This is a genomic window from Streptomyces sp. NPDC054783, from assembly GCF_053611725.1.
Genome location: NZ_JBSHAY010000014.1, coordinates 218,370 through 238,971, shown reverse-complemented (window position 1 = coordinate 238,971; position 20,602 = coordinate 218,370). Strand labels below are relative to the sequence as shown.

General features: G+C 72.4%; 20 protein-coding genes. 8 read left to right on the top strand and 12 right to left on the bottom strand.

All coding sequences use genetic code 11. From position 1 onward, the window contains the following. Positions 1-55: 55 nt before the first annotated feature. From ACWGJ5_RS25020 to ACWGJ5_RS25010, 3 genes are all read right to left on the bottom strand, one after another. The gene (locus ACWGJ5_RS25020) at positions 56-1,687 is read right to left on the bottom strand and encodes a phospho-sugar mutase (RefSeq protein ID WP_453311894.1); all 1,632 of its coding nucleotides are present in this window, start codon (positions 1,685-1,687) and stop codon (positions 56-58) included. Between the two features lie 155 nt (positions 1,688-1,842). Continuing rightward, positions 1,843-2,667 carry a purine-nucleoside phosphorylase gene (locus tag ACWGJ5_RS25015; protein ID WP_228621046.1) on the bottom strand — a complete coding sequence of 275 codons (825 nt, stop codon included), beginning with the start codon at positions 2,665-2,667 and terminating at the stop codon, positions 1,843-1,845. A gap of 120 nt (positions 2,668-2,787) precedes the next feature. Beyond that, complete coding sequence (locus ACWGJ5_RS25010) at positions 2,788-3,225, bottom strand: gamma-glutamylcyclotransferase family protein (RefSeq protein WP_453311893.1); 438 nt, start codon at positions 3,223-3,225, stop codon at positions 2,788-2,790. Between the two features lie 95 nt (positions 3,226-3,320). Here ACWGJ5_RS25010 and ACWGJ5_RS25005 point away from each other — a divergent pair, with 95 nt between their 5' ends. Beyond that, a complete protein-coding gene (locus ACWGJ5_RS25005; RefSeq protein ID WP_453311892.1) occupies positions 3,321-4,769 on the top strand; it encodes an NAD(P)H-quinone dehydrogenase in 1,449 nt (482 codons plus the stop codon). A 166-nt stretch (positions 4,770-4,935) separates the two neighbouring features. Continuing rightward, positions 4,936-5,865, top strand: coding sequence for a DeoR/GlpR family DNA-binding transcription regulator (locus tag ACWGJ5_RS25000; protein WP_453311891.1), 930 nt, complete (start codon positions 4,936-4,938; stop codon positions 5,863-5,865). Between the two features lie 113 nt (positions 5,866-5,978). Here the strand turns inward: ACWGJ5_RS25000 and ACWGJ5_RS24995 are convergent, their stop codons facing one another. From ACWGJ5_RS24995 to ACWGJ5_RS24985, 3 genes are all read right to left on the bottom strand, one after another. Then, complete coding sequence (locus ACWGJ5_RS24995; protein WP_453311890.1) at positions 5,979-6,917, bottom strand: hypothetical protein; 939 nt, start codon at positions 6,915-6,917, stop codon at positions 5,979-5,981. A gap of 3 nt (positions 6,918-6,920) precedes the next feature. Beyond that, positions 6,921-7,343: a hypothetical protein gene (locus ACWGJ5_RS24990; RefSeq protein ID WP_453311889.1), complete on the bottom strand. Its 423-nt coding sequence runs from the start codon at positions 7,341-7,343 to the stop codon at positions 6,921-6,923. Positions 7,344-7,421: 78 nt separating this feature from the next. After that, on the bottom strand, positions 7,422-9,194 hold the full coding sequence (locus ACWGJ5_RS24985; RefSeq protein WP_453311888.1) for an acetyl/propionyl/methylcrotonyl-CoA carboxylase subunit alpha: 1,773 nt from the start codon (positions 9,192-9,194) through the stop codon (positions 7,422-7,424). Positions 9,195-9,561: 367 nt separating this feature from the next. Between ACWGJ5_RS24985 and ACWGJ5_RS24980 the strand changes: the two genes are divergently transcribed. Then, complete coding sequence (locus ACWGJ5_RS24980; RefSeq protein WP_453311887.1) at positions 9,562-10,152, top strand: hypothetical protein; 591 nt, start codon at positions 9,562-9,564, stop codon at positions 10,150-10,152. On the opposite strand, the gene ACWGJ5_RS24975 is transcribed toward ACWGJ5_RS24980, so the two are convergent. The 4 genes from ACWGJ5_RS24975 to ACWGJ5_RS24960 form a co-directional block, all read right to left on the bottom strand. Then, entirely contained in the window at positions 10,124-10,741 is a 618-nt protein-coding gene (locus tag ACWGJ5_RS24975) for a Maf family protein (RefSeq protein ID WP_453311886.1), read from the bottom strand. The two genes, ACWGJ5_RS24980 and ACWGJ5_RS24975, sit on opposite strands and share 29 nt — an antisense overlap. Before the next feature lie 26 nt (positions 10,742-10,767). Beyond that, positions 10,768-10,896: a morphogenic membrane protein MmpB gene (gene mmpB, locus ACWGJ5_RS24970; protein WP_283844159.1), complete on the bottom strand. Its 129-nt coding sequence runs from the start codon at positions 10,894-10,896 to the stop codon at positions 10,768-10,770. Between the two features lie 68 nt (positions 10,897-10,964). Continuing rightward, positions 10,965-11,174, bottom strand: a complete 210-nt coding sequence (locus ACWGJ5_RS24965) for an acyl-CoA carboxylase epsilon subunit (RefSeq protein WP_453311885.1) — start codon at positions 11,172-11,174, stop codon at positions 10,965-10,967. Positions 11,175-11,183: 9 nt separating this feature from the next. After that, positions 11,184-12,803, bottom strand: coding sequence for an acyl-CoA carboxylase subunit beta (locus tag ACWGJ5_RS24960; protein ID WP_453311884.1), 1,620 nt, complete (start codon positions 12,801-12,803; stop codon positions 11,184-11,186). Between the two features lie 110 nt (positions 12,804-12,913). Here ACWGJ5_RS24960 and ACWGJ5_RS24955 point away from each other — a divergent pair, with 110 nt between their 5' ends. Further along, positions 12,914-13,774 carry a biotin--[acetyl-CoA-carboxylase] ligase gene (locus tag ACWGJ5_RS24955; protein ID WP_453311883.1) on the top strand — a complete coding sequence of 287 codons (861 nt, stop codon included), beginning with the start codon at positions 12,914-12,916 and terminating at the stop codon, positions 13,772-13,774. A 287-nt stretch (positions 13,775-14,061) separates the two neighbouring features. Then, positions 14,062-15,207 carry an adenylate/guanylate cyclase domain-containing protein gene (locus ACWGJ5_RS24950; protein WP_453311882.1) on the top strand — a complete coding sequence of 382 codons (1,146 nt, stop codon included), beginning with the start codon at positions 14,062-14,064 and terminating at the stop codon, positions 15,205-15,207. 26 nt (positions 15,208-15,233) lie between these two features. Here ACWGJ5_RS24950 and ACWGJ5_RS24945 read toward each other — a convergent pair whose 3' ends face one another. Beyond that, the gene (locus tag ACWGJ5_RS24945) at positions 15,234-15,836 is read right to left on the bottom strand and encodes a hypothetical protein (RefSeq protein ID WP_453311881.1); all 603 of its coding nucleotides are present in this window, start codon (positions 15,834-15,836) and stop codon (positions 15,234-15,236) included. A 209-nt stretch (positions 15,837-16,045) separates the two neighbouring features. On the opposite strand from ACWGJ5_RS24945, the gene ACWGJ5_RS24940 reads away from it, so the two are divergent. From ACWGJ5_RS24940 to hutH, 3 genes are all read left to right on the top strand, one after another. Then, the gene (locus ACWGJ5_RS24940) at positions 16,046-16,840 is read left to right on the top strand and encodes an enoyl-CoA hydratase/isomerase family protein (protein ID WP_453311880.1); all 795 of its coding nucleotides are present in this window, start codon (positions 16,046-16,048) and stop codon (positions 16,838-16,840) included. A gap of 103 nt (positions 16,841-16,943) precedes the next feature. After that, positions 16,944-18,089 (top strand): diguanylate cyclase domain-containing protein, encoded by a 1,146-nt coding sequence (locus ACWGJ5_RS24935; RefSeq protein WP_453311879.1) that lies wholly within the window; start codon positions 16,944-16,946, stop codon positions 18,087-18,089. Between the two features lie 108 nt (positions 18,090-18,197). Next, entirely contained in the window at positions 18,198-19,736 is a 1,539-nt protein-coding gene (gene hutH, locus ACWGJ5_RS24930; RefSeq protein ID WP_453311905.1) for a histidine ammonia-lyase, read from the top strand. Positions 19,737-19,803: 67 nt separating this feature from the next. On the opposite strand, the gene ACWGJ5_RS24925 is transcribed toward hutH, so the two are convergent. Next, the gene (locus ACWGJ5_RS24925) at positions 19,804-20,583 is read right to left on the bottom strand and encodes a hypothetical protein (RefSeq protein ID WP_453311878.1); all 780 of its coding nucleotides are present in this window, start codon (positions 20,581-20,583) and stop codon (positions 19,804-19,806) included. Between the last annotated feature and the right edge of the window lie 19 nt (positions 20,584-20,602).

Below are 20,602 nucleotides of genomic sequence, written 5' to 3'. Positions count from 1 at the left end.
GATGGGGTGCCCCGGGCCGGGGCACCCCATCTCGTCGTTCCGGGCGTCGTACGGGTCAGATGCCGGCGGCCGCCGACAGGTCCCGCTTGATCGCGGTGAGGAGTTCCGTCGCGCGGGCGCGGGCGGCCGGAAGGGCCGCGTGGTCCGCGACCGGCACGACGACCTCCAGGTAGCACTTCAGCTTCGGCTCGGTGCCGCTCGGGCGGACGATCACGCGGGCGCCGTCGAGGGTGTAACGCAGGCCGTCCGTGGGCGGCAGCTCCTCCGTGCCCCGGGTGAGGTCCTCGGCGCGGACGACGGCCAGGCCCGCCAGTCCGGTCGGCGGCTGTTCGCGCAGGCGGCGCATCGCGTCCGCGATGAGCGAGAGGTCCTGCACCCGGACCGACAGCTGGTCGGTGGCGTGCAGGCCGTGCTCCACGGCCAGGTCGTCCAGCAGGTCGAGGAGGGTACGGCCCTCCTCCTTGAGCTGCGAGGCCAGCTCGGTGACGAGCAGGGCCGCCGTGATGCCGTCCTTGTCGCGCACGCCCTCCGGGTCGACGCAGTAGCCGAGGGCCTCCTCGTAGCCGTAGCGCAGCCCGTCCACGCGGGCGATCCACTTGAAGCCGGTCAGCGTCTCCTCGTAGGGCAGGCCCGCCTTCTCGGCGATCCGGCCGAGGAGGGAGGAGGAGACGATCGACTCGGCGAAGGTGCCCCGCGCGCCGCGCCGGACCAGGTGGGCGGCGAGCAGGGCGCCGACCTCGTCGCCGCGCAGCATGCGCCAGTCGGCGCCGTCCCTGACGGCCACGGCGCAGCGGTCGGCGTCGGGGTCGTTGGCGATGACCAGGTCCGGTCCGGTGGCGCGGGCCCGGGCGAAGGCCAGGTCCATCGCGCCCGGCTCCTCCGGGTTCGGGAAGGCGACCGTCGGGAAGTCCGGGTCGGGCTCGGCCTGTTCGGCGACCAGCACCGGCTCCGGGAAGCCGGCCCGGGCGAAGGCGGCCAGCAGGACGTCCTTGCCGACGCCGTGCATCGCCGTGTAGACCGTGCGGGCCGTGCGGGGGGAGCCCTCGGCCAGCACGGCGTCCGTACGGGCCAGATAGGCGTCCAGGACCGCGTCGTCCAGGATCTCCCAGCCGGCGTCCGGGCGGGGTACGTCGTGCAGGGAGGCGATCGCGTCGATCTCGGCGGCGATCCCCGCGTCGGCGGGCGGCACGATCTGGGAGCCGTCGCCGAGGTAGACCTTGTAGCCGTTGTCCCGGGGCGGGTTGTGGCTGGCGGTGACCTCGACGCCCGCGACCGCGCCGAGATGCCGTATGGCGTACGCCAGGACCGGGGTGGGCAGCGGGCGGGGCAGTACGGCGGCGCGCAGGCCGGCACCGGTCACCACGGCGGCGGTGTCGAGGGCGAAGTCGGCGGACTTGTGGCGGGCGTCGTAGCCGATGACGACGAGTCCACCGGTGTGGCCGTTCTTCTTGAGGTACGCGGCGAGGCCGGCGGCTGCCCTGATGACGACGCTGCGGTTCATGCGCATGGGGCCCGCGCCGAGTTCGCCCCGCAGGCCGGCCGTGCCGAACTGGAGCGTGCCGCTGAAGCGGGCGGACAGCTCCGCTGTGTCACCGGCGTCGATCAGCTCGGCCAGTTCTTCGCGAGTCTCCGTGTCCGGGTCCTCGGCGAGCCAGGCCTTGGCCTTGCTGATGAGATCGTCGTGCACCTTGGGATCAACCTCTCCGTGTTTGCCTGGTCCACTGGGGGCTCCGCCCCCAGACCCCCGTTTCCTGCCCTCCCCCACGCTCGGCTGCGCTCGCGCGGGGGCACCCCCATCCCGAAGCTGTCGGCCGGAAAGCAGGCGGACGGGCTCGGCGGCGTCTACAGCTTGCCCAGCAGCCGGCCCAGCAGTTCGCCCATGCGTGCCGCCGAGTCGCGGCCCGCCTGGAGGACCTCCTCGTGGTTGAGGGGCTCGCCGGTCATGCCGGCCGCCAGGTTGGTGACCAGGGAGATGCCCAGCACCTCGGCGCCCGCCTCACGGGCGGCGATGGCCTCCAGGACCGTGGACATGCCGACCAGGTCCGCGCCGATGACGCGGGCCATGCGGATCTCGGCCGGGGTCTCGTAGTGCGGGCCGGGGAACTGCGCGTAGACGCCCTCCTCCAGGGAGGGGTCGATCTCCTTGCACAGGGCGCGCAGGCGGGGGGAGTACAGGTCGGTCAGGTCGACGAAGTTGGCGCCGACGATGGGGGACGTCGCCGTCAGGTTGATGTGGTCGCTGATCAGGACCGGCTGGCCGGGGCGCATACCCTCGCGCAGGCCGCCGCAGCCGTTGGTGAGGACCACCGTCTTGCAGCCGGCGGCCACGGCCGTGCGGACGCCGTGGGCGACGGCGGCGACGCCACGGCCCTCGTAGTAGTGGGTGCGGCCCAGGAAGACCAGGGCGCGCTTGTCACCGATGGAGTACGAGCGGATCTTGCCCCCGTGCCCCTCGACGGCCGGCGGCGGGAAGCCGGGCAGCTCGGTGACCTGGAACTCGGCGTCGGGTGCGCCCAGGGCGTCGACGGCCGGAGCCCAGCCGGAGCCCATCACGAGGGCGACGTCGTGGGTCTCGGCGCCGGTCAGTTCGCGCAGTCGCGCGGCGGCGGCGTCGGCGGCGGCGTACGGGTCGCCCTGGATGTCGTCCGGAAGAAGAGATGCGTTCACGTGGACGAGGGTAGCCGCTTCTCGCCTACGCGCGTAGATGACAGACGTCACGGGATGGCGATCGTTGTCTTGTCGTTTCCGACGAAAGCTGCGGCAGAACGGACAGCAGGGCCAGAAGGGTCAGCAGGGACGCTTGCGGAGTTCCATCACATAGTCGTGGGGCGCCCCGGCGGACTCCGCCGCGTCGGCGATCTCGCCCAGGTAGCGGGCGGAGGGCAGGCCGCCCTCGTAGGCGTTGAGGACGTACGTCCACGCCGCCTCCTCGCCGTCCAGGGTGTGCACGCGCACCCGTACCCGGCGATAGACGTCGTCGCCGACGCCCTCCCACCGGTCGAGGGACTCCTCGTCCAGGGGTGCGATGTCGTACAGCCCGACGAAGACCTGCGCGAGCGGATCCTCGACGATCGTCGCGAGGGCGCCCTCCCAGCCCAGGTGCTCGCCGCCGAACGTCAGCCGCCAGCCGTTCAGCCAGCCCGTGGCGCGCAGCGGGGAGTGCGGGGCGCGGAAGGACATCAGGCGCGCTTCGAGGTTGCCGGCGTACGCGGCATAGAGCGACATGGGGAGAGGGTACGGCAGGGAAAGACGCGTCACTCGCGCCCCGTACGACACTCGTGTGCGCCCCCGGGCAGTAGCACCTTGAAGCGTGCGGGACAATGGAGTACGTGACTCGGATCGTGATCATCGGTGGCGGACCCGGCGGATACGAGGCGGCCCTGGTAGCCGCCCAGCTCGGTGCGGAGGTGACCGTCGCCGACTGCGACGGCCTGGGCGGAGCGTCGGTGCTGACCGACTGCGTGCCGTCGAAGACGCTCATCGCTACGGCCGAGGTGATGACCACCTTCGACTCGTCGTACGAGGAGCTCGGGATCATCGTCGCCGACGACACCCCGCCGCTGGAGCAGGCGGCCCGGGTGGTCGGCGTGGACCTGGGGAAGGTCAACCGCCGGGTGAAGCGGCTGGCGCTCGCCCAGTCCCACGACATCACCGCCTCCGTCACCCGCGCCGGCGCCCGGGTCATGCGCGGGCGCGGCCGGCTGGAGGGCATGCAGGCCCTCGACGGGTCCCGGAAGGTCGTCGTCACCGCCGCCGACGGCACCGAGGAGACCCTCACCGCCGACGCCGTCCTCATCGCCACCGGCGGTCACCCGCGCGAGCTGCCCGACGCCCAGCCCGACGGCGAGCGCATCCTGAACTGGACCCAGGTCTACGACCTCACCGAGCTGCCGGAAGAGCTGATCGTGGTCGGCTCCGGTGTGACCGGTGCCGAGTTCGCCGGCGCCTATCAGGCGCTGGGGTCCAAGGTCACCCTGGTCTCCTCCCGGGACCGCGTGCTGCCGGGCGAGGACCCGGACGCCGCCGCCGTGCTGGAGGACGTCTTCCGGCGCCGTGGCATGAACGTCATGGCCCGCTCCCGTGCCGCCTCCGCCAAGCGGGTCGGGGACCGGGTGGAGGTCACGCTGGCCGACGGGCGCGTCATCAGCGGCACGCACTGCCTGATGGCCGTCGGCGCCATCCCGAACAGCGCGGGGCTCGGACTGGAGGGGGCGGGCGTCAAGCTCCGCGACTCCGGCCACATCTGGACCGACAAGGTGTCGAGGACGACCGCTCCCGGCGTGTACGCGGCCGGTGACGTGACCGGAGTCTTCGCGCTCGCCTCCGTCGCCGCCATGCAGGGGCGTATCGCCATGTACCACTTCCTCGGCGACGCGGTGGCCCCGCTCAACCTGAAGACGGTGTCGTCCAACGTCTTCACCGACCCCGAGATCGCGACCGTCGGCTACACGCAGGCGGACGTGGACGCGGGCAAGATCGACGCCCGGGTGGTGAAGCTGCCGCTGCTGCGCAACCCGCGCGCGAAGATGCAGGGCATCCGGGACGGCTTCGTGAAGATCTTCTGCCGGCCGGGTACGGGCATCGTCGTCGGCGGTGTGGTCGTGGCACCCCGCGCCTCGGAACTGATCCACCCCATCTCGATCGCCGTCGACAACAATCTGACGGTCGAACAGATCGCGAACGCGTTCACGGTGTACCCCTCCCTTTCGGGGTCGATCGCCGAGGTGGCCCGCCAGCTCCACACCCGCAAGGCCGGCGTGGAGGCCTGACGGCCGGTTCCGGCTTCCCCCTGGTCACGGGGAGTTGCCGCGTTTGCGTACGGCATAGTCGGGGCGGGTAGGTCCTATACCACTTCCCACCCTGCCATGCGAACAACTTCTGTTATTCGGCGCAAACTGCTGAAACCAGACGGTCGCTGGGGTTACTGTCAGTTTCGTGTTCGCTGCTGAACGTCGCCAATTGATCCTCGAAATGGTGCGAGCGAACGGTGCCGTGTCGCTCCGTGAACTCGCCCGCGTCGTCCAGACCTCCGAAGTGACCGTACGGCGGGACGTGCGGGCACTGGAGGCAGAAGGACTCCTCGACCGCCGGCACGGCGGTGCGGTACTACCGGGCGGGTTTACGCGAGAGTCCGGCTTTCCGCAGAAGTCCCATCTCGCGACCGCCGAGAAGACGGCCATCGCCGACCTCGCGGCGGGCCTCGTCGAAGAAGGCGAGGCCATCGTGGTCGGCGCCGGTACCACCACGCAGGAGCTGGCCCGCCGGCTCGCGCGGGTGCCCGGGCTGACCGTCGTCACCAACTCGTTGTTGGTCGCCCAGGCGTTGGCCCATGCCAACCGGGTGGAGGTCGTGATGACCGGCGGCACCCTGCGCGGCTCCAACTACGCCCTCGTCGGCTCCGGCGCCGAACAGTCCCTCCAGGGGCTGAGAGTGTCCAAGGCCTTCCTCTCCGGGAGCGGGCTCACCGCCGAACGCGGGCTGTCCACCTCCAACATGCTCTCGGCGTCCGTCGACCGGGCTCTCGTCCAGGCCGCCGCGGAGGTCGTGGTCCTCGCCGACCACACCAAGCTCGGCACGGACACGATGTTCCAGACCGTGCCCACCGACCTCATCACCCGCCTGGTCACCGACGAGCCTCCCGTCCACGACGACCGCGCCGCCACCGAGTTGCAGGCCCTTGCCGACCAGGGGGTGCAGATCGCCGTCGCGGGGGCGAACGGAGCACCTCCGGGGGGTGAGCAGGCCCCGGCGCGGCGCGCTCCCCTGCCGGGGCCACGACGCGGGCATGTGGCGCTCCGCTCGGGGGCGGGATTGGAGCCGACGGGGGTGGAGCGGGGGCGCGTCGCTGATCTGCGGCGCCGCTGAGGTGCCCGATCGCCCTGGCAGTTCGGGGCGTCGGGCGGGTCCGGGTGCGGGTGCGTTGTGGCTGCTCGCGCCCACGCGGCGGAGCCGCACATCGAATACAGCCCCGCGCCCCTTCAGGCTCGCCGGTCCGGGGGCTCGGGTGGGTGCGCTCGGTACGGGGCCAAGGCCGATCTGGCTGCCGGGGCGTAGCGGCGTCGGGACATGCGGGTCACCAGTTGCCACATCGTGCGCTCGGCCTCCAGATCCGCCGGCAGGACCAGGCCGAGCGCCTCGGCCAGGGGCTTGCGGCCGAGGTTGACCAGGGCGCGTACCGCCGCCGCCCACTCGTCGGTGGCGGCCACCGCCGCCCGGTACCAGACGGGGATCAGGGAGGTCAGTACGACGGCCGTGACGACCAGCATGGGGCGGTCGGCCCGGCCGGACGCCAGCGCGGCGCACGCCGAACCGGCCACCGCCGCATGGCCGTACAGCAGGGCCACGAAGAAGTCGACGTTGGTGCGGGCCGTGTCGTTCTGTCTGCGGGTCCACTCGGGGGCGGCACTGGTCAGCTCGTTCCACAGGACCTGGGTGTCGAGCCGGTAGCGGTCGTGGCCGTACTCCTCGAAGCGGCGGACGGCGTTGCCGAGCCGGGTCGGGGCGATCTGCTCGTCGCTCACCGGATAGCGGCTCAGCTTCTCGGTGAGCAGGGCCCGCCGGATGGGTGAGGTGCCGGAGGTGGCCGTCAGCCGGTCGGCGATGCGCTGACGCCGGGCCCGCTGCACCCGGCAGCCACGCTCGTACGCCACGGCCGGCCACAGCGCGTACCCCTCCAGGAAGCGGTAGAGGGGCGTCTGGAGTGCGTTGAGGACCAGGCCGAGCAGGACGGCCGCGACCAGGAGCAGCAGGGCGGCATGGCCTCCTGTCGCCGGCCAGTGCCCGGTCAGGAGCGCGGGGCGGCGCAGACTGGGCGCGACCGCGAACAGGAACACGGCCAGATTCAGCGCGGCCGGCAGGATCCAGCCGACGAGCAGCGTCCAGCCGCCGCCGAGGGCGCCCTTGGCGATGTCTCCCACGGGCTACGACTCCTCCCCCTCCCGCGCCCAGTCGTCGTCGGGGTCGAGGACGGGGCCGGGGGAGGTGTGGCCCACGACCGTGCCCTCGACGGCGTCCTCCTGCGCGGCCAACTGACTGACCTCGTCCACGAGTTCGTGAAGATCGGTCCGGCGGGAGGTGAGGACGACGCTCCTGCGCCCGGAGGGTGCGTCAACTGTGACGGTGATGGTGGCGGCGGTCCGGTCGGACAGGTTCAGCCAGTCGATCAGGGACCGTGCGAACCGGGCCGCCGCGAAGGCGTCGCCCCTGACCTGGACGTCCACGCTGTCCGGGGCGTTCGCCGGCAGTTCGGACCACGCCCCTGCCGGCGCGTCCTGCCGCAACCACCGGAGCAGCCCGTCGAAGCGGCCGGTACCGGTGCTGGTGACGGTGAAGACGAAGTCCACGCGGCCAGCTTAGGGCCCGGAAAAGCGGTTGGCCCCCGGCATGCGCCGGAGGCCAACTCACTGACGTGGTGCCGGACTTCAGTCCTTGATCTCGCAGATCGCCGCACCCGAGGTGACGGACGCGCCGACCTCCGCGCTCAGGCCCTTGACGGTGCCCGCCTTGTGCGCGTTCAGCGGCTGTTCCATCTTCATGGCCTCCAGGACGACGACCAGGTCGCCTTCCTTGACCTCCTGGCCCTCCTCGACCGCGACCTTGACGATCGTGCCCTGCATCGGGGAGGCGAGGGTGTCGCCGGAGGCGACGGGGCCGGACTTCTTGGCCGCGCGGCGCTTGGGCTTGGCGCCGGCCGCGAGGCCGGTGCGGGCCAGGGACATGCCGAGGGAGGACGGGAGGGAGACCTCCAGGCGCTTGCCGCCGACCTCGACGACGACCGTCTCGCGGCCCGTCTCCTCCTCCGCCTCGACGTCGGCGGGGGCGGCGAACGGCTTGATCTCGTTGACGAACTCGGTCTCGATCCAGCGGGTGTGGACCGTGAACGGCGCGTCCGAGCCGGTCAGTTCGGGGGCGAACGCCGGGTCCCTGACCACCGCGCGGTGGAAGGGGATCGCGGTGGCCATGCCCTCGACCTGGAATTCGTCCAGGGCGCGGGCGGCGCGCTCCAGGGCCTCCTTGCGGGTACGGCCCGTGACGATCAGCTTGGCGAGCAGGGAGTCCCAGGCCGGGCCGATCACGCTGCCCGACTCCACGCCGGCGTCCAGGCGGACGCCGGGGCCCGACGGCGCGTCGAACTTCGTCACCGTGCCGGGGGCGGGCAGGAAGTTGCGGCCGGGGTCCTCGCCGTTGATGCGGAACTCGAAGGAGTGGCCGCGCAGCGCCGGGTCGTCGTAGCCGAGTTCCTCGCCGTCGGCGATGCGGAACATCTCGCGCACCAGGTCGATGCCGGCGACCTCCTCGGTCACCGGGTGCTCGACCTGCAGGCGGGTGTTGACCTCCAGGAAGGAGATCGTGCCGTCCTGGCCGACCAGGAACTCACAGGTGCCGGCGCCGACGTAGCCGGCCTCCTTCAGGATGGCCTTGGAGGCGCGGTACAGCTCGGCGACCTGCTCCTCGGACAGGAACGGCGCCGGGGCCTCCTCGACCAGCTTCTGGTGGCGGCGCTGCAGCGAGCAGTCACGCGTCGACACGACGACCACGTTGCCGTGCTGGTCCGCCAGGCACTGCGTCTCCACGTGCCGCGGGCGGTCCAGGTAGCGCTCCACGAAGCACTCGCCGCGGCCGAAGGCGGCGACCGCCTCGCGCACGGCCGACTCGTACAGCTCGGGGACCTCTTCGAGGGTGCGGGCGACCTTCAGGCCGCGGCCGCCGCCGCCGAAGGCGGCCTTGATCGCGATGGGCAGGCCGTGCTGCTCGGCGAAGGCCACGACCTCCTCGGCACCGGAGACCGGGTCGGGGGTGCCGGCGACCAGTGGGGCGCCGGAGCGCTGGGCGATGTGGCGGGCGGCCACCTTGTCGCCGAGGTCGCGGATGGCCTGCGGCGGTGGGCCGATCCAGATCAGGCCCGCGTCCAGCACCGCCTGGGCGAAGTCGGCGTTCTCCGAGAGGAAGCCGTAACCCGGATGGACGGCATCCGCGCCGGACTCCCGCGCGGCGTTCAGGACCTTCTGGATGTCCAGGTAGCTGCCGGCCGGGGTGTCACCGCCCAGGGCGAACGCCTCATCCGCGGCGCGGACATGCAGAGCGTCCCGGTCCGGGTCGGCGTAGACGGCCACGCTCGCGATCCCGGCGTCCCGGCAGGCCCGGGCCACGCGGACAGCGATTTCGCCACGGTTGGCGATGAGCACCTTGCGCACGATTGAGGCTCCCTCCTTGAAACAAGCCGAGTTTAGGGACTGCCGACACGGCACTTCGACCCATCCCCGATGGTGAGCTTGCCCACACGGAGCGTGATTCGAGGCGCGCTCGACCCGTGAAAAGCCTTGTCGCACCTCGGTACGCAGGGCTCCTCCCGGAAACCCTAGCCCCGTCGTGTGGTCAAGGTCTCTGTGAGGGCGTGCTGCGGCCCACTCTGTTTCTTTGTCGAGTCCCTACGAATGGCCCAATGATTCTTTGCTGCTGCGCGAACCCTTGTCCCGGGGTTTACCCGTTAGTAGCGTTCATGACGACTCGAACGTACCTGGGGTAACAGCGGCGTGGCTTGAGAGTGGGTGGGGACCGGTGGTGCGCAGACCGGTGGCATGGGTCGTGGCGGTCGTCCTTCTGGCGGAGGCGTTCTTCGTCGCGGCGCTGAACTGGTTCCTCGGCGTGGTCGTCGACCGGCAGCAGATGTCCCTGGCCGGCCTCGATCCGCACGTGATGTCGACGTCCTCGAAGATCGGCGGCCTCGTCTTCGGCCTCTACTTCGTGCTGTGCGCGCTGGTGGCCGTCCTGGTCGCGATACGCGACCGCGCCCCCGCGGGCTTCGGCCGCGTCCTGCTGATCAGCGTGGCGGTCGTGCACGGCCTGCTGGGCGCCTTCGCCTGGGGCCCGGTCGGCTGGACGGCGTTCCTGTTCATGGTGGTGGTGCTCGGCCTCGTCGTCCTGCTCCTGATGACGTACGACCGCGACGGCGGCCCGCAGCCGGCCGCCCCGGGCGACGGGGCGGGGGCGGGCGGGGACCCGGAGGCCGCCACCGAGCCGGCCACGGCCCCGGCCGGAGCGGCCGTACCCGCCCCCCGTACGGACGAGCCGCAGGACGGGGACGGCGGGGACGACGAGCCGCAGGACGCCGTGCCCGCCCAGGTCACTCGGCCGGCGACCACAACTCCGTGATGCCGACGCCCAGTTCCGCCAGCAGCTTGCGCACCAGGGGCAGGCTGATGCCGATCACGTTGCCGTGGTCGCCCTCGATGCCCTCGATGAACGGCGCCGAACGGCCGTCCAGGGTGAAGGCCCCGGCGACGTAGAGGGGTTCGCCGGAGGCCACGTACGCCGCGATCTCCTCGTCGCTCGGTTCGCCGAAGCAGACCACGGTGGAGGCGGTGCCGGAGACGTACCGCTTGGCGGTCGTGTCCCAGATGCAGTGGCCCGTCTGGAGGGTCCCGGCGCGCCCGCGCATCGCCTTCCAGCGGGCGATCGCCTCCTCGGCGTCGGCGGGCTTGCCGAGGGCGTGCCCGTCCAGCTCCAGCACCGAATCGCAGCCGATCACCAGGGCGCCCTGCACCTCCGGCTTCGCCGCCACGACCGAGGCCTTCGCCTCGGCCAGGGCGAGCGCCAGCTCCGCCGGGGTGGGGGCGGTGAGGGCGTCTTCGTCGACGCCGCTCACGATCACCTCGGGATCGAGGCCGGCCTGCCGCAGGAGGCCCAGGCGGGCGGGGGACCGGGAGGCGAGGATCAGGCGGCGGCGTGGCTTGGCAGTCATGCCGTCAGGTTAGCCCCGTCGCCGCGCTAGCTCAGGCCGATCACGACCATGGCCAGGATCATGGCCAGGGCCATGAGGAAGCCGAGCCGCCGAAGCATGTCCTGCGCGTCGCGCAGTTCCTTCGGCGGCTCGTTCTCGGGGTCTGACCACAGCACTCGTCCAGCGTGCGGCCGGGTGGCGGCCGGACGCCTGAGTACTGCTACTCAAGTTGGGGCGTCGCGCCTCAGCTCGGCCAGTACGTGCGGGTCCAGGACGCCTGGCCCGGCTTGGGCAGGTGGGCGCCCGCGATCCTGCCCGGGTCGGACCAGGCGTCCCTCGGGCCCTTCGCGCCGGGCGGCGTTGCCGCTGCCGCCGCGGCGCGGGCGCGGACCACCGCCAGGGCGGCGGCCAGCTCCTCCGGGGTCGGGTTGCCCCGTACGACTCTGATCGTCACAGCGGCTCCTTACAGGGGGATGTTGCCGTGCTTCTTCGGAGGCAGGGATTCCCGCTTCGTACGCAGCTGACGCAGGCCGCGGACGATGTGGGCGCGGGTGTCGGACGGCATGATCACCGCGTCGACGTAGCCGCGCTCGGCCGCGATGTAGGGGTTGAGGAGGGTGTCCTCGTACTCCTGGATCAGCCGGGCCCGGGTGGCCTCGCCATTTCCGGCGGACTCCGCCTCGGCGATGGTGCGGCGGTGCAGGATGTTGACCGCGCCCTGGGCGCCCATGACGGCGATCTGGGCGGTCGGCCAGGCCAGGTTGAGGTCGGCGCCCAGGTGCTTGGAGCCCATGACGTCGTAGGCGCCGCCGAAGGCCTTGCGGGTGATGACCGTGATGAGCGGGACGGTGGCCTCGGCGTAGGCGTAGATCAGCTTGGCGCCGCGCCGGATGATGCCGGTGTGCTCCTGGTCGACGCCCGGCAGGAAGCCGGGGACGTCCACGAAGGTCAGCACCGGGACGTTGAACGCGTCGCAGGTGCGCACGAACCGGGCGGCCTTCTCGGAGGCGTCGATGTCCAGGCAGCCCGCGAACTGCATGGGCTGGTTGGCGACGATGCCGACGGGGTAGCCCTCGACACGCCCGAAGCCGGTGACCATGTTCGGCGCGAACAGCGCCTGGGTCTCGAAGAACTCGCCGTCGTCCAGGACGTGTTCGACCACCGTGCGGATGTCGTACGGCTGGTTCGCGCTGTCCGGGACGACGGTGTCCAGCTCGCGGTCCTCGTCGGTGACGGTGAGGTCCGCCTCCTCCGGGAAGACCGGGGCCTCGCTGAGGTTGTTGGACGGCAGGTACGACAGCAGCTGCTTGATGTACTCGATGGCGTCCTTCTCGTCGCCCGCCATGTGGTGGGCCACACCGGAGACGGCGTTGTGGGTGCGGGCGCCGCCGAGCTCCTCGAAGCCGACGTCCTCGCCGGTGACGGTCTTGATGACGTCGGGGCCGGTGATGAACATGTGCGAGGTCTGGTCGACCATGACCGTGAAGTCGGTGATGGCCGGGGAGTACACCGCGCCGCCCGCGCAGGGCCCGACGACCAGCGAGATCTGCGGGATGACTCCACTGGCGTGGGTGTTGCGGCGGAAGATCTCGCCGTAGGCGCCCAGGGAGGCGACGCCCTCCTGGATCCGTGCCCCGCCGGAGTCGTTGATGCCGATGACCGGGCAGCCGGTCTTCAGCGCGAAGTCCATCACCTTGACGATCTTCTGGCCGTAGACCTCGCCGAGGGCGCCGCCGAAGACGGTGAAGTCCTGGGAGAAGACGGCGACGGGACGGCCGTCGACGGTGCCGTACCCGGTGACGACACCGTCCCCGTACGGCCGGTTCTTCTCCAGGCCGAAGTTGGTGGACCGGTGCCGGGCGAACTCGTCGAGCTCGACGAAGGAATCCTCGTCGAGCAGCAGTTCGATCCGCTCACGGGCCGTCAGCTTGCCCTTGGCGTGCTGCTTTTCGACGGCGCGTTCCGAGCCGGCGTGCGTCGCCTCGTCGATGCGGCGCTGGAGATCCGCGAGCTTGCCCGCGGTCGTGTGGATATCGATCCCTTGAGTCTCGTGGATCTCTTGACGCTCTTCCGGCTCGGACATCGGGATGCGGCTCCCTGCCTGCTCAAAAGGGGGGACGGTTACTCATCCGTAGAGTAGTGCTGGGCATGTGGGTCGGCAGTGCGGCGTTTCCCACACCTAGGGTGACTTGCATGACGCCGCACAATGCATCAGATGACAGCCGCTGGTCCGACCTGGACCGTCCGCCACTGAACGCCGCGGCACTGCGGCGCGCGCTGGTCCGGGAGGGGAGCCTGTACAGCGCGGTGGACGTGGTGCAGCGCACCGGTTCCACCAACTCCGACCTGGTCGCCCGGGCCGCCGCGGGGAAGGCGGACGAGGGGGCGGTGCTGGTGGCGGAGGTGCAGACGGCGGGCAAGGGGCGCCTGGACCGCCGGTGGACGGCGCCGGCGCGCTCGGGCCTGTTCTTCTCCGTGTTCCTGCGGCCCGCCGAGGTGCCGGTGGCCCGGTGGGGCTGGCTGCCGCTGCTCACGGGCGTCGCCGTGGCGACCGGGCTGTCCCGGGCGGCGGGCGTGGACACGGCCCTGAAGTGGCCGAACGACCTGCTGGTGACCGTGGCGGGCGAGGAACGCAAGGCGGGGGGCATCCTCGCCGAGCGGGCCGGAGAGGACGGTGTGGTCATCGGCGTCGGCATCAACGTCACCCTGCGGGCGGAGGAACTGCCGGTCCCGCAGGCGGGGTCGCTGGCGCTGGCGGACGCGGTGAGCACGGACCGCGATCCGCTGCTGCGGGCGGTGCTGCGGGCGCTGGAGGACTGGTACGGGCGGTGGCGGGGCGCCGGGGGTGATCCCGCGGTGAGCGGTCTTCAGGAGGCCTACGCGGCGGGCTGCGCGACGCTGGGACGCACCGTGCGGGCCGAGCTGCCGGGGGAGCGGTCGGTTGTCGGCGAGGCGGTGGCGATCGACGGGGACGGCCGTCTTGTCATCGCGACGGAGGCGGGGGTGCAGGAGCCGGTGGGTGCGGGGGACATCGTGCACTTGCGTCCCGCGTAGGGGGAAGGCGGCGCCTGGGCGGCGCGGCCGGCCGCAGCGCCCCGCAAGGGGCGCGGGGCTGTATCGGTGTGCGGCTCCGCCGCGTGGGCGCGACCGGCCACGACGGACCCGCACCCTGCGGCCGCGATGCCCCCAGACCTCCCCGGCGCAGCCACCGAAGCATGCAGCACGTAGGCGGCACCGAGCACATACCCCCGGCCGAACCCGACGGAGTGAGCTGGCGCACACCTGCCGTAGAGTTGAGGCCGGTCGATACCTGACCGCGGCAGATCGGAAGGGCAGCAGGCGTGACCGTCGACGACACGGGCTCCGGCGCGGACGCGGACGGCCGGGTGGACCCTCCCCAGGAGCGGGGGGACGCCCACGCCGCCGACCCGGGCGAGGACCCGCTGGCCCTGCGCCTCGAACAGCTCATCCTGGGCGCCGAGCGCCGCTACACGCCGTTCCAGGCGGCCCGTAGCGCCGGTGTCTCCATGGAGCTGGCGTCCCGGTTCTGGCGGGCCATGGGCTTCGCCGACATCGGGCAGGCCAAGGCGCTCACCGAGGCCGACGTGCTCGCTCTGCGCCGGCTCGCCGGTCTCGTCGAGGCGGGGCTGCTCAGCGAGGCCATGGCGGTGCAGGTGGCCCGGTCCACCGGGCAGACCACCGCCCGTTTGGCCGAGTGGCAGATGGATTCCTTCCTGGAGGGCCTGACCGAGCCGCCCGAGCCCGGGATGACCCGCACCGAGGTGACGTACCCGATCGTCGAGCTGCTCCTGCCCGAGCTGGAGGAGTTCCTGGTCTACGTCTGGCGGCGCCAGCTCGCCGCCTCCGCCGGGCGGGTCGTGCAGTCGGCGGACGACGAGGAGATGGTCGACCGGCGGCTCGCCGTCGGCTTCGCCGACCTGGTGGGGTTCACCCGGCTGACCCGCCGGATGGAGGAGGAAGAGCTCGGCGAGCTGGTCGAGGCGTTCGAGACCACCGCCGCCGACCTGGTGGCCGCGCGCGGCGGACGGCTCATCAAGACCCTCGGCGACGAGGTGCTGTACGCGGCGGACGACTCCGGTACGGCCGCGGACATCGCGCTGCGCCTGGTGGAGACGCTGGCGAACGACGAGACGATGCCCGAGCTGCGGGTCGGCATGGCGTTCGGCACGGTCACCACGCGCATGGGCGACGTGTTCGGTACGACGGTGAACCTGGCCTCCCGGCTGACGTCGATAGCCCCCCGGGACGCCGTGCTGGTGGACAGCGCCTTCGCCGAGGAGCTGATCCGCACCGGCGAGGCGCCCGCCTCCGAGGCGGAGGCGGCCGAGGCCGCGGCGGCCGCCGAGAAGGAGGGCGAGGAGCCGCCGAAGTACCGTTTCGCGCTCCAGCCGATGTGGCAGCGCCCGGTGCGTGGGCTCGGCGTGGTCGAGCCGTGGCTGCTGGCCCGCCGCGACGGCCGGCCGTAGACACCCTGTGGTCCGCTGGACAGGGCCTAGCGCCCGGTGTCGTCGACTGCGTCCACGCACAGGCCCAGCACCGGTACGCACAGCCCGCCGGGGCCCTCCGGGTCCGTCGTGCTCTGGGTGGGCGCGGGGGTGGTGGGTGCGGGCCCGGGCGTCGTCGGGGCCGGGCGCGGGGCGGACGTCGTCGCCGGGGGGCGCGGTGTGGTGCCCGGGGTGGAGTCCGGAGCGGCCGGGAGGCCGGTCGCGGTCGGGACGGCGGTGCCTCCCGCCGATGTCGTAGGCGCGGCCGGACCGGTGGGTGCGGCCGAGGGTGTCGGCGCGAGGCTTCTGCCGCCCATGGCGGACGTCGCCGAGGGCGGGGCGGTGGGACCGGCGAGGACCGTGGCGTCGGTGTGCGCCGCGTGGTCCGTGGCGGCCCCGCCCGCGCCGCCGCGGGGCTCGGCCTCCGCCGTGCCCGGGGCGCCGACTCCCGGCTCCGACGCGACCCGGACCAGGCTGAGCACACCCGCCGCCAGAGCGAGACCGCCGGCGGCGAGCAGCACCTTGCGGGGGCGCGGTTTGCGGTGCCGTCCGCGCCGTACGGGCTCTTCTTGCCCGTCTTCCGTGCGGGCCTGTGCACGTATCGGTGCCATGGTTCCCCTCCTCGGTTCCCCTGTCGGCCGCGCCGCGGGCGTGCCGTGGCGGACGCACGCTATGCGCTCCTGTGGGCGATGTGGGGTGAGACGGCCGGGATGTCACTCGAACGGGCGTAGCCCCCTGGACTTTCCCGGAATCGGGTACGGCTGCGATGATCGGGCCGTCAGTGCGTTAACCCGCGTTAACAGGTCGGCGGAGGGTTGTCATGAGCGAGGAGCGGTTCGGGGAGTTCGTGCTGGTGCGGCGGCACGGTCACGTCGCGGAGCTGGTCATGGACCGGCCCAAGGCCATGAATGCCGTCTCCACGGAGATGGCCCGCTCCCTCTCCGCCGCGTGCACGGCGCTGGCCGGGGACCGGGAGGCGCGTGTGGTGGTCCTGACCTCGTCCCACGAGCGGGCGTTCTGCGTCGGCGCGGACCTGAAGGAGCGCAACTCCTTCAGCGACGCGGACCTGCGCCGCCAGCGGCCGGTGACGCGCGGTGCGTACACCGGGGTACTGGAGCTGCCGATGCCGACGATCGCGGCCGTACACGGCTTCGCGCTCGGCGGCGGTTTCGAACTGGCCCTGTCCTGCGACCTGATCGTGGCCGACCGTACGGCGGTGGTGGGGCTGCCGGAGGTGTCCGTGGGCGTGATTCCCGGCGGCGGCGGTACGCAGCTGCTGCCGCGCCGGGTCGGGGCGGCGCGCGCGGCCGAGCTGATCTTCTCCGCGCGGCGGGTGGAGGCGGCGGAGGCGGCCGAGCTGGGGCTGGTCGACCGGGTGGTGGACGAGGGCCGGGACCGCGAGGAGGCTTTGTCCATGGCCACCCGTATCGCCGGCAACTCGCCGGTCGGGCTGCGTGCCGCCAAGCGGGCACTGCGGCTGGGGCACGGACTTGATCTGCGGGCGGGGCTGGAGGTCGAGGACGCCGCGTGGCGGACCGTGGCGTTCTCGGGAGACCGCGCGGAGGGCGTGGCGGCCTTCAACGAGAAGCGCAGGCCGGAGTGGCCGGGCGAGTAGAACGCCGGGTACGGCAGCGCCCCGAGGGGCGCTGCCGTACAGGCATCCACCTGATCGCCCCACCAATGTCCCGAATCCCTTAAATCATCCCTAACCTGGAGTAATGGGCGAGGACAAGCGGCTGGCCGCAGTCGTGGCGCTGGCGCAGGGCATGGCGGCGGCGCACACCTCGGCAGGGGCATGGCAGGCCGCCGCGCTCGGCGCCTGCCGAGCGCTGGACGGCAGCTTCGCCGCGCTGTCGGTGTGGGAGCGGGAGCTCGGCCGACTGCGCGTCCTGGTGAACGTGGGGGACCGGCGCCCGGACGAGGAGGAGTTCCCCGAGTCCGAGGCCTACCCGGTGCACCAGTTCCCGGAGATCACCGAGTTCCTGCACGAGCGGTGGGCCGGAGGGGGTGGAGCGAACGCGTGGGTGGAGACCGCCGAGGGGACCGCCGCCGGCACCCCCGGCTACTTCCATCAGCGGGTCGCCGCCCTGCGCCGCCGCGGCCGGGGCTGTTGTGTGGTCGCGCCGGTCGTGCTGCACGGCAGGGCCTGGGGCGAGTTGTACGTCGCCCGTGCGGTCCGGGCCCCCGTGTTCGACCGGGCCGACGCCGACTTCGCGACCGTGCTGGCCGCCGTCGTCGCCGCGGGGCTGGCGCAGACCGAGCGGCTGGAGGAGGCCCGCCGGCTCGCGTACACCGACCCGCTCACGGGGCTCGCCAACCGCCGGGCCGTCGACGTGCGTCTGGAGGAGGCGGTCGAGCGGCACCGTACGGAGGGCGTGGTCGTCAGCCTCGTCGTCTGCGACCTGAACGGGCTGAAGCGGGTGAACGACACGCTCGGGCACGCCGTCGGCGACCGGCTGCTGGAACGCTTCGGCTCGGTGCTGTCGCTGTGCGGCGCCATGGTGCCGGGTGCGCTGGTCGCACGGCTCGGCGGGGACGAGTTCTGTCTGCTGGCCGTCGGGCCGGCCGCCGACGACGTGGTCAAAGCCGCCGATGAACTGTGCCGCAGGGCGGGGGCGTTGGAGCTGGGGGAGGGAGTGGCGTGCGGGGTCGCCTCGACCCAGGATCCGATCGGGGAGGTGCGGGACGCTCGGCGGCTGTTCCGGCTCGCCGACGCCGCCCAGTACCGGGCCAAGGCCCTGAGCGCCGACCGGCCGGTGGTGGCGGGGCGGGAGGGGCCGGAGGATCCGGTCGTACGGCTGGCCGACGAGCCGCCGCACATGGTGCCTTCCGAACGGCGCCGGTTCCGCGGGCGCCGGCCATAGGCCGAGGCGCCCACGGTTGAGGCGAAGCCCACACGGATCGGTAAGGGTCGCTCCCGTACTCCACTAGTGACATCTCTGCATTCAATGCGTACGCTCCTGAATATGGATATGCACACTGTGGTGGTGGGGACGTCGGGTGTCACGGCGTCCGACGTGCTCGCCGTGGCGCGAGGCGGTGCCCGCGTCGAGCTGTCGGCCGAGGCGGTGGCCGCCCTTGCGGCGGCCCGCGAGATCGTGGACGCGCTGGCGGCCAAGCCGGACCCGGTCTACGGCGTGTCGACCGGCTTCGGCGCCCTGGCGACGCGGCACATCAGCCAGGAACTGCGCGCCCAGCTGCAGCGCAACATCGTCCGCTCGCACGCCGCCGGCATGGGCCCGCGGGTGGAGCGCGAGGTCGTACGGGCCCTGATGTTCCTGCGGCTGAAGACCGTCTGCTCCGGACACACCGGCGTACGGCCCGAGGTCGCGCAGACCATGGCGGACGTGCTCAACGCCGGGATCACCCCGGTCGTGCACGAGTACGGCTCGCTCGGCTGCTCCGGCGACCTGGCCCCGCTGTCCCACTGCGCCCTGACCCTCATGGGAGAGGGAGACGCGGAAGGGCCCGACGGGGTCGTAGCGCCCGCCGGTGAGCTGCTCGCCGCGCACGGGATCAAGCCGGTCGAGCTGCGCGAGAAGGAGGGCCTGGCCCTCCTCAACGGCACCGACGGCATGCTCGGCATGCTGGTCATGGCCCTCGCCGACCTCGACACCCTCTACAAGTCCGCCGACGTCACCGCCGCCCTCAGCCTGGAGGCGCTGCTCGGCACCGACAAGGTGCTGGCGCCCGAGCTGCACGCGATCCGCCCGCACCCGGGGCAGGGCGCCTCCGCCGCCAACATGCTGGCGGTGCTGAAGGGTTCGCAGCTCACCGGGCACCACCAGGACGACGCCCCGCGCGTCCAGGACGCCTACTCCGTGCGCTGTGCCCCGCAGGTCGCCGGTGCCGGGCGCGACACCATGGCGCACGCCCGGCTGGTCGCCGAGCGGGAGCTGGCCTCCGCCGTCGACAACCCGGTCGTGCTGCCCGACGGCCGCGTGGAGTCCAACGGCAACTTCCACGGCGCGCCCGTGGCCTACGTCCTGGACTTCCTCGCCATCGCGGCGGCCGACCTCGGCTCCATCGCCGAGCGCCGCACCGACCGGCTGCTGGACAAGAACCGCAGCCACGGCCTGCCGCCGTTCCTCGCCGACGACGCCGGTGTCGACTCCGGGCTGATGATCGCCCAGTACACGCAGGCCGCGCTGGTCAGCGAGATGAAGCGGCTCGCCGTACCGGCCTCCGCGGACTCCATCCCGTCCTCCGCCATGCAGGAGGACCACGTGTCCATGGGCTGGTCGGCCGCGCGCAAGCTGCGCACCGCCGTCGGCAACCTCACCCGGATCATCGCCGTCGAGCTGTACGCGGCCACGCGCGCCGTCGAGCTGCGTGAGGGCCTCACCCCGGCGCCCGCCTCCCGGGCCGTGATCGAGGCCGTGCGCGCCGCCGGTGTGCAAGGGCCGGGCCCGGACCGGTTCCTGGCGCCCGACCTGGCCGCCGCCGACGCGTTCGTGCGCGGCGGCCACCTCGTCGCGGCGGCGGAGTCGGTCACCGGCCCGCTGCAGTGACGCCTCCGCAGTAACGTCTCAGCACGAGAACAGGGGCCCCGCCGTGTGCAGGGCCCCTGTTGTCATGTCACTTCAGCTTGGCCTGCTGGGCCTTGACGACCGCGGGCGACACCGCGTACGCCTTCTTGGCCATCATCGCGCCGAGGTTCGAGGTGAAGTAGACCGACAGGTTGTTCCCCAGCCGGAGCACCTCGGCATGGACGGGGGCCGCGTCCCCGTCGTCCGAGTCCATGGTCGCGGTGAACGCCACCGCCCCGTCCCCGGTGCCCGTCGCCCTCTCCTCGGCGACCTTGGTGAACCGCACCTTCGTGCCCGCCTGCTGGGCGGGGAAGCCGCTCGCGCAGTCCTTCACCGCGGTGGAGACCGACGCGAGCGCCTTCGCGGCGCCGTCCCCGTCGTACGAGGCCAGGGTGACCGTGGTGAGGTCCCGGTCCAGGGACCTGTGCATCGCCTCCTCGAACTTCCCCTCGTCGAGGTCGTCCAGGGAGGTCGGCTTGGCGCTGGGGTCCTTCTTCTGCTTCTCCGTGGCCAGCCGGTCGGTCCTGGCCGGCGCGTCGACCGGCGGGAGCCCGCTCAGCACGCGGACCAGCGGCCGGCACGGCGCGCTGTCGGTGGTGATCGCCTTGGCGCGGGCGGCGGGCACGGCTCCCACCGTGAACCCGGGCACCTCGCCCTCGGTGATGATCAGCTTCTTCAACTCCGCGGCGCTCAGCGCCTTCGCGGCCGTACCGGAGTGCTTCGCGTCCCCGCCGGACGAATCCCCGCCGGAACAGCCCGTGACAAGGGCGAACGACAGCGCACCGACAACTGCTGCGGCGCACGGCCGTACACCCGATGATCTCTTCATGGGCGAACTATGTGGGAAC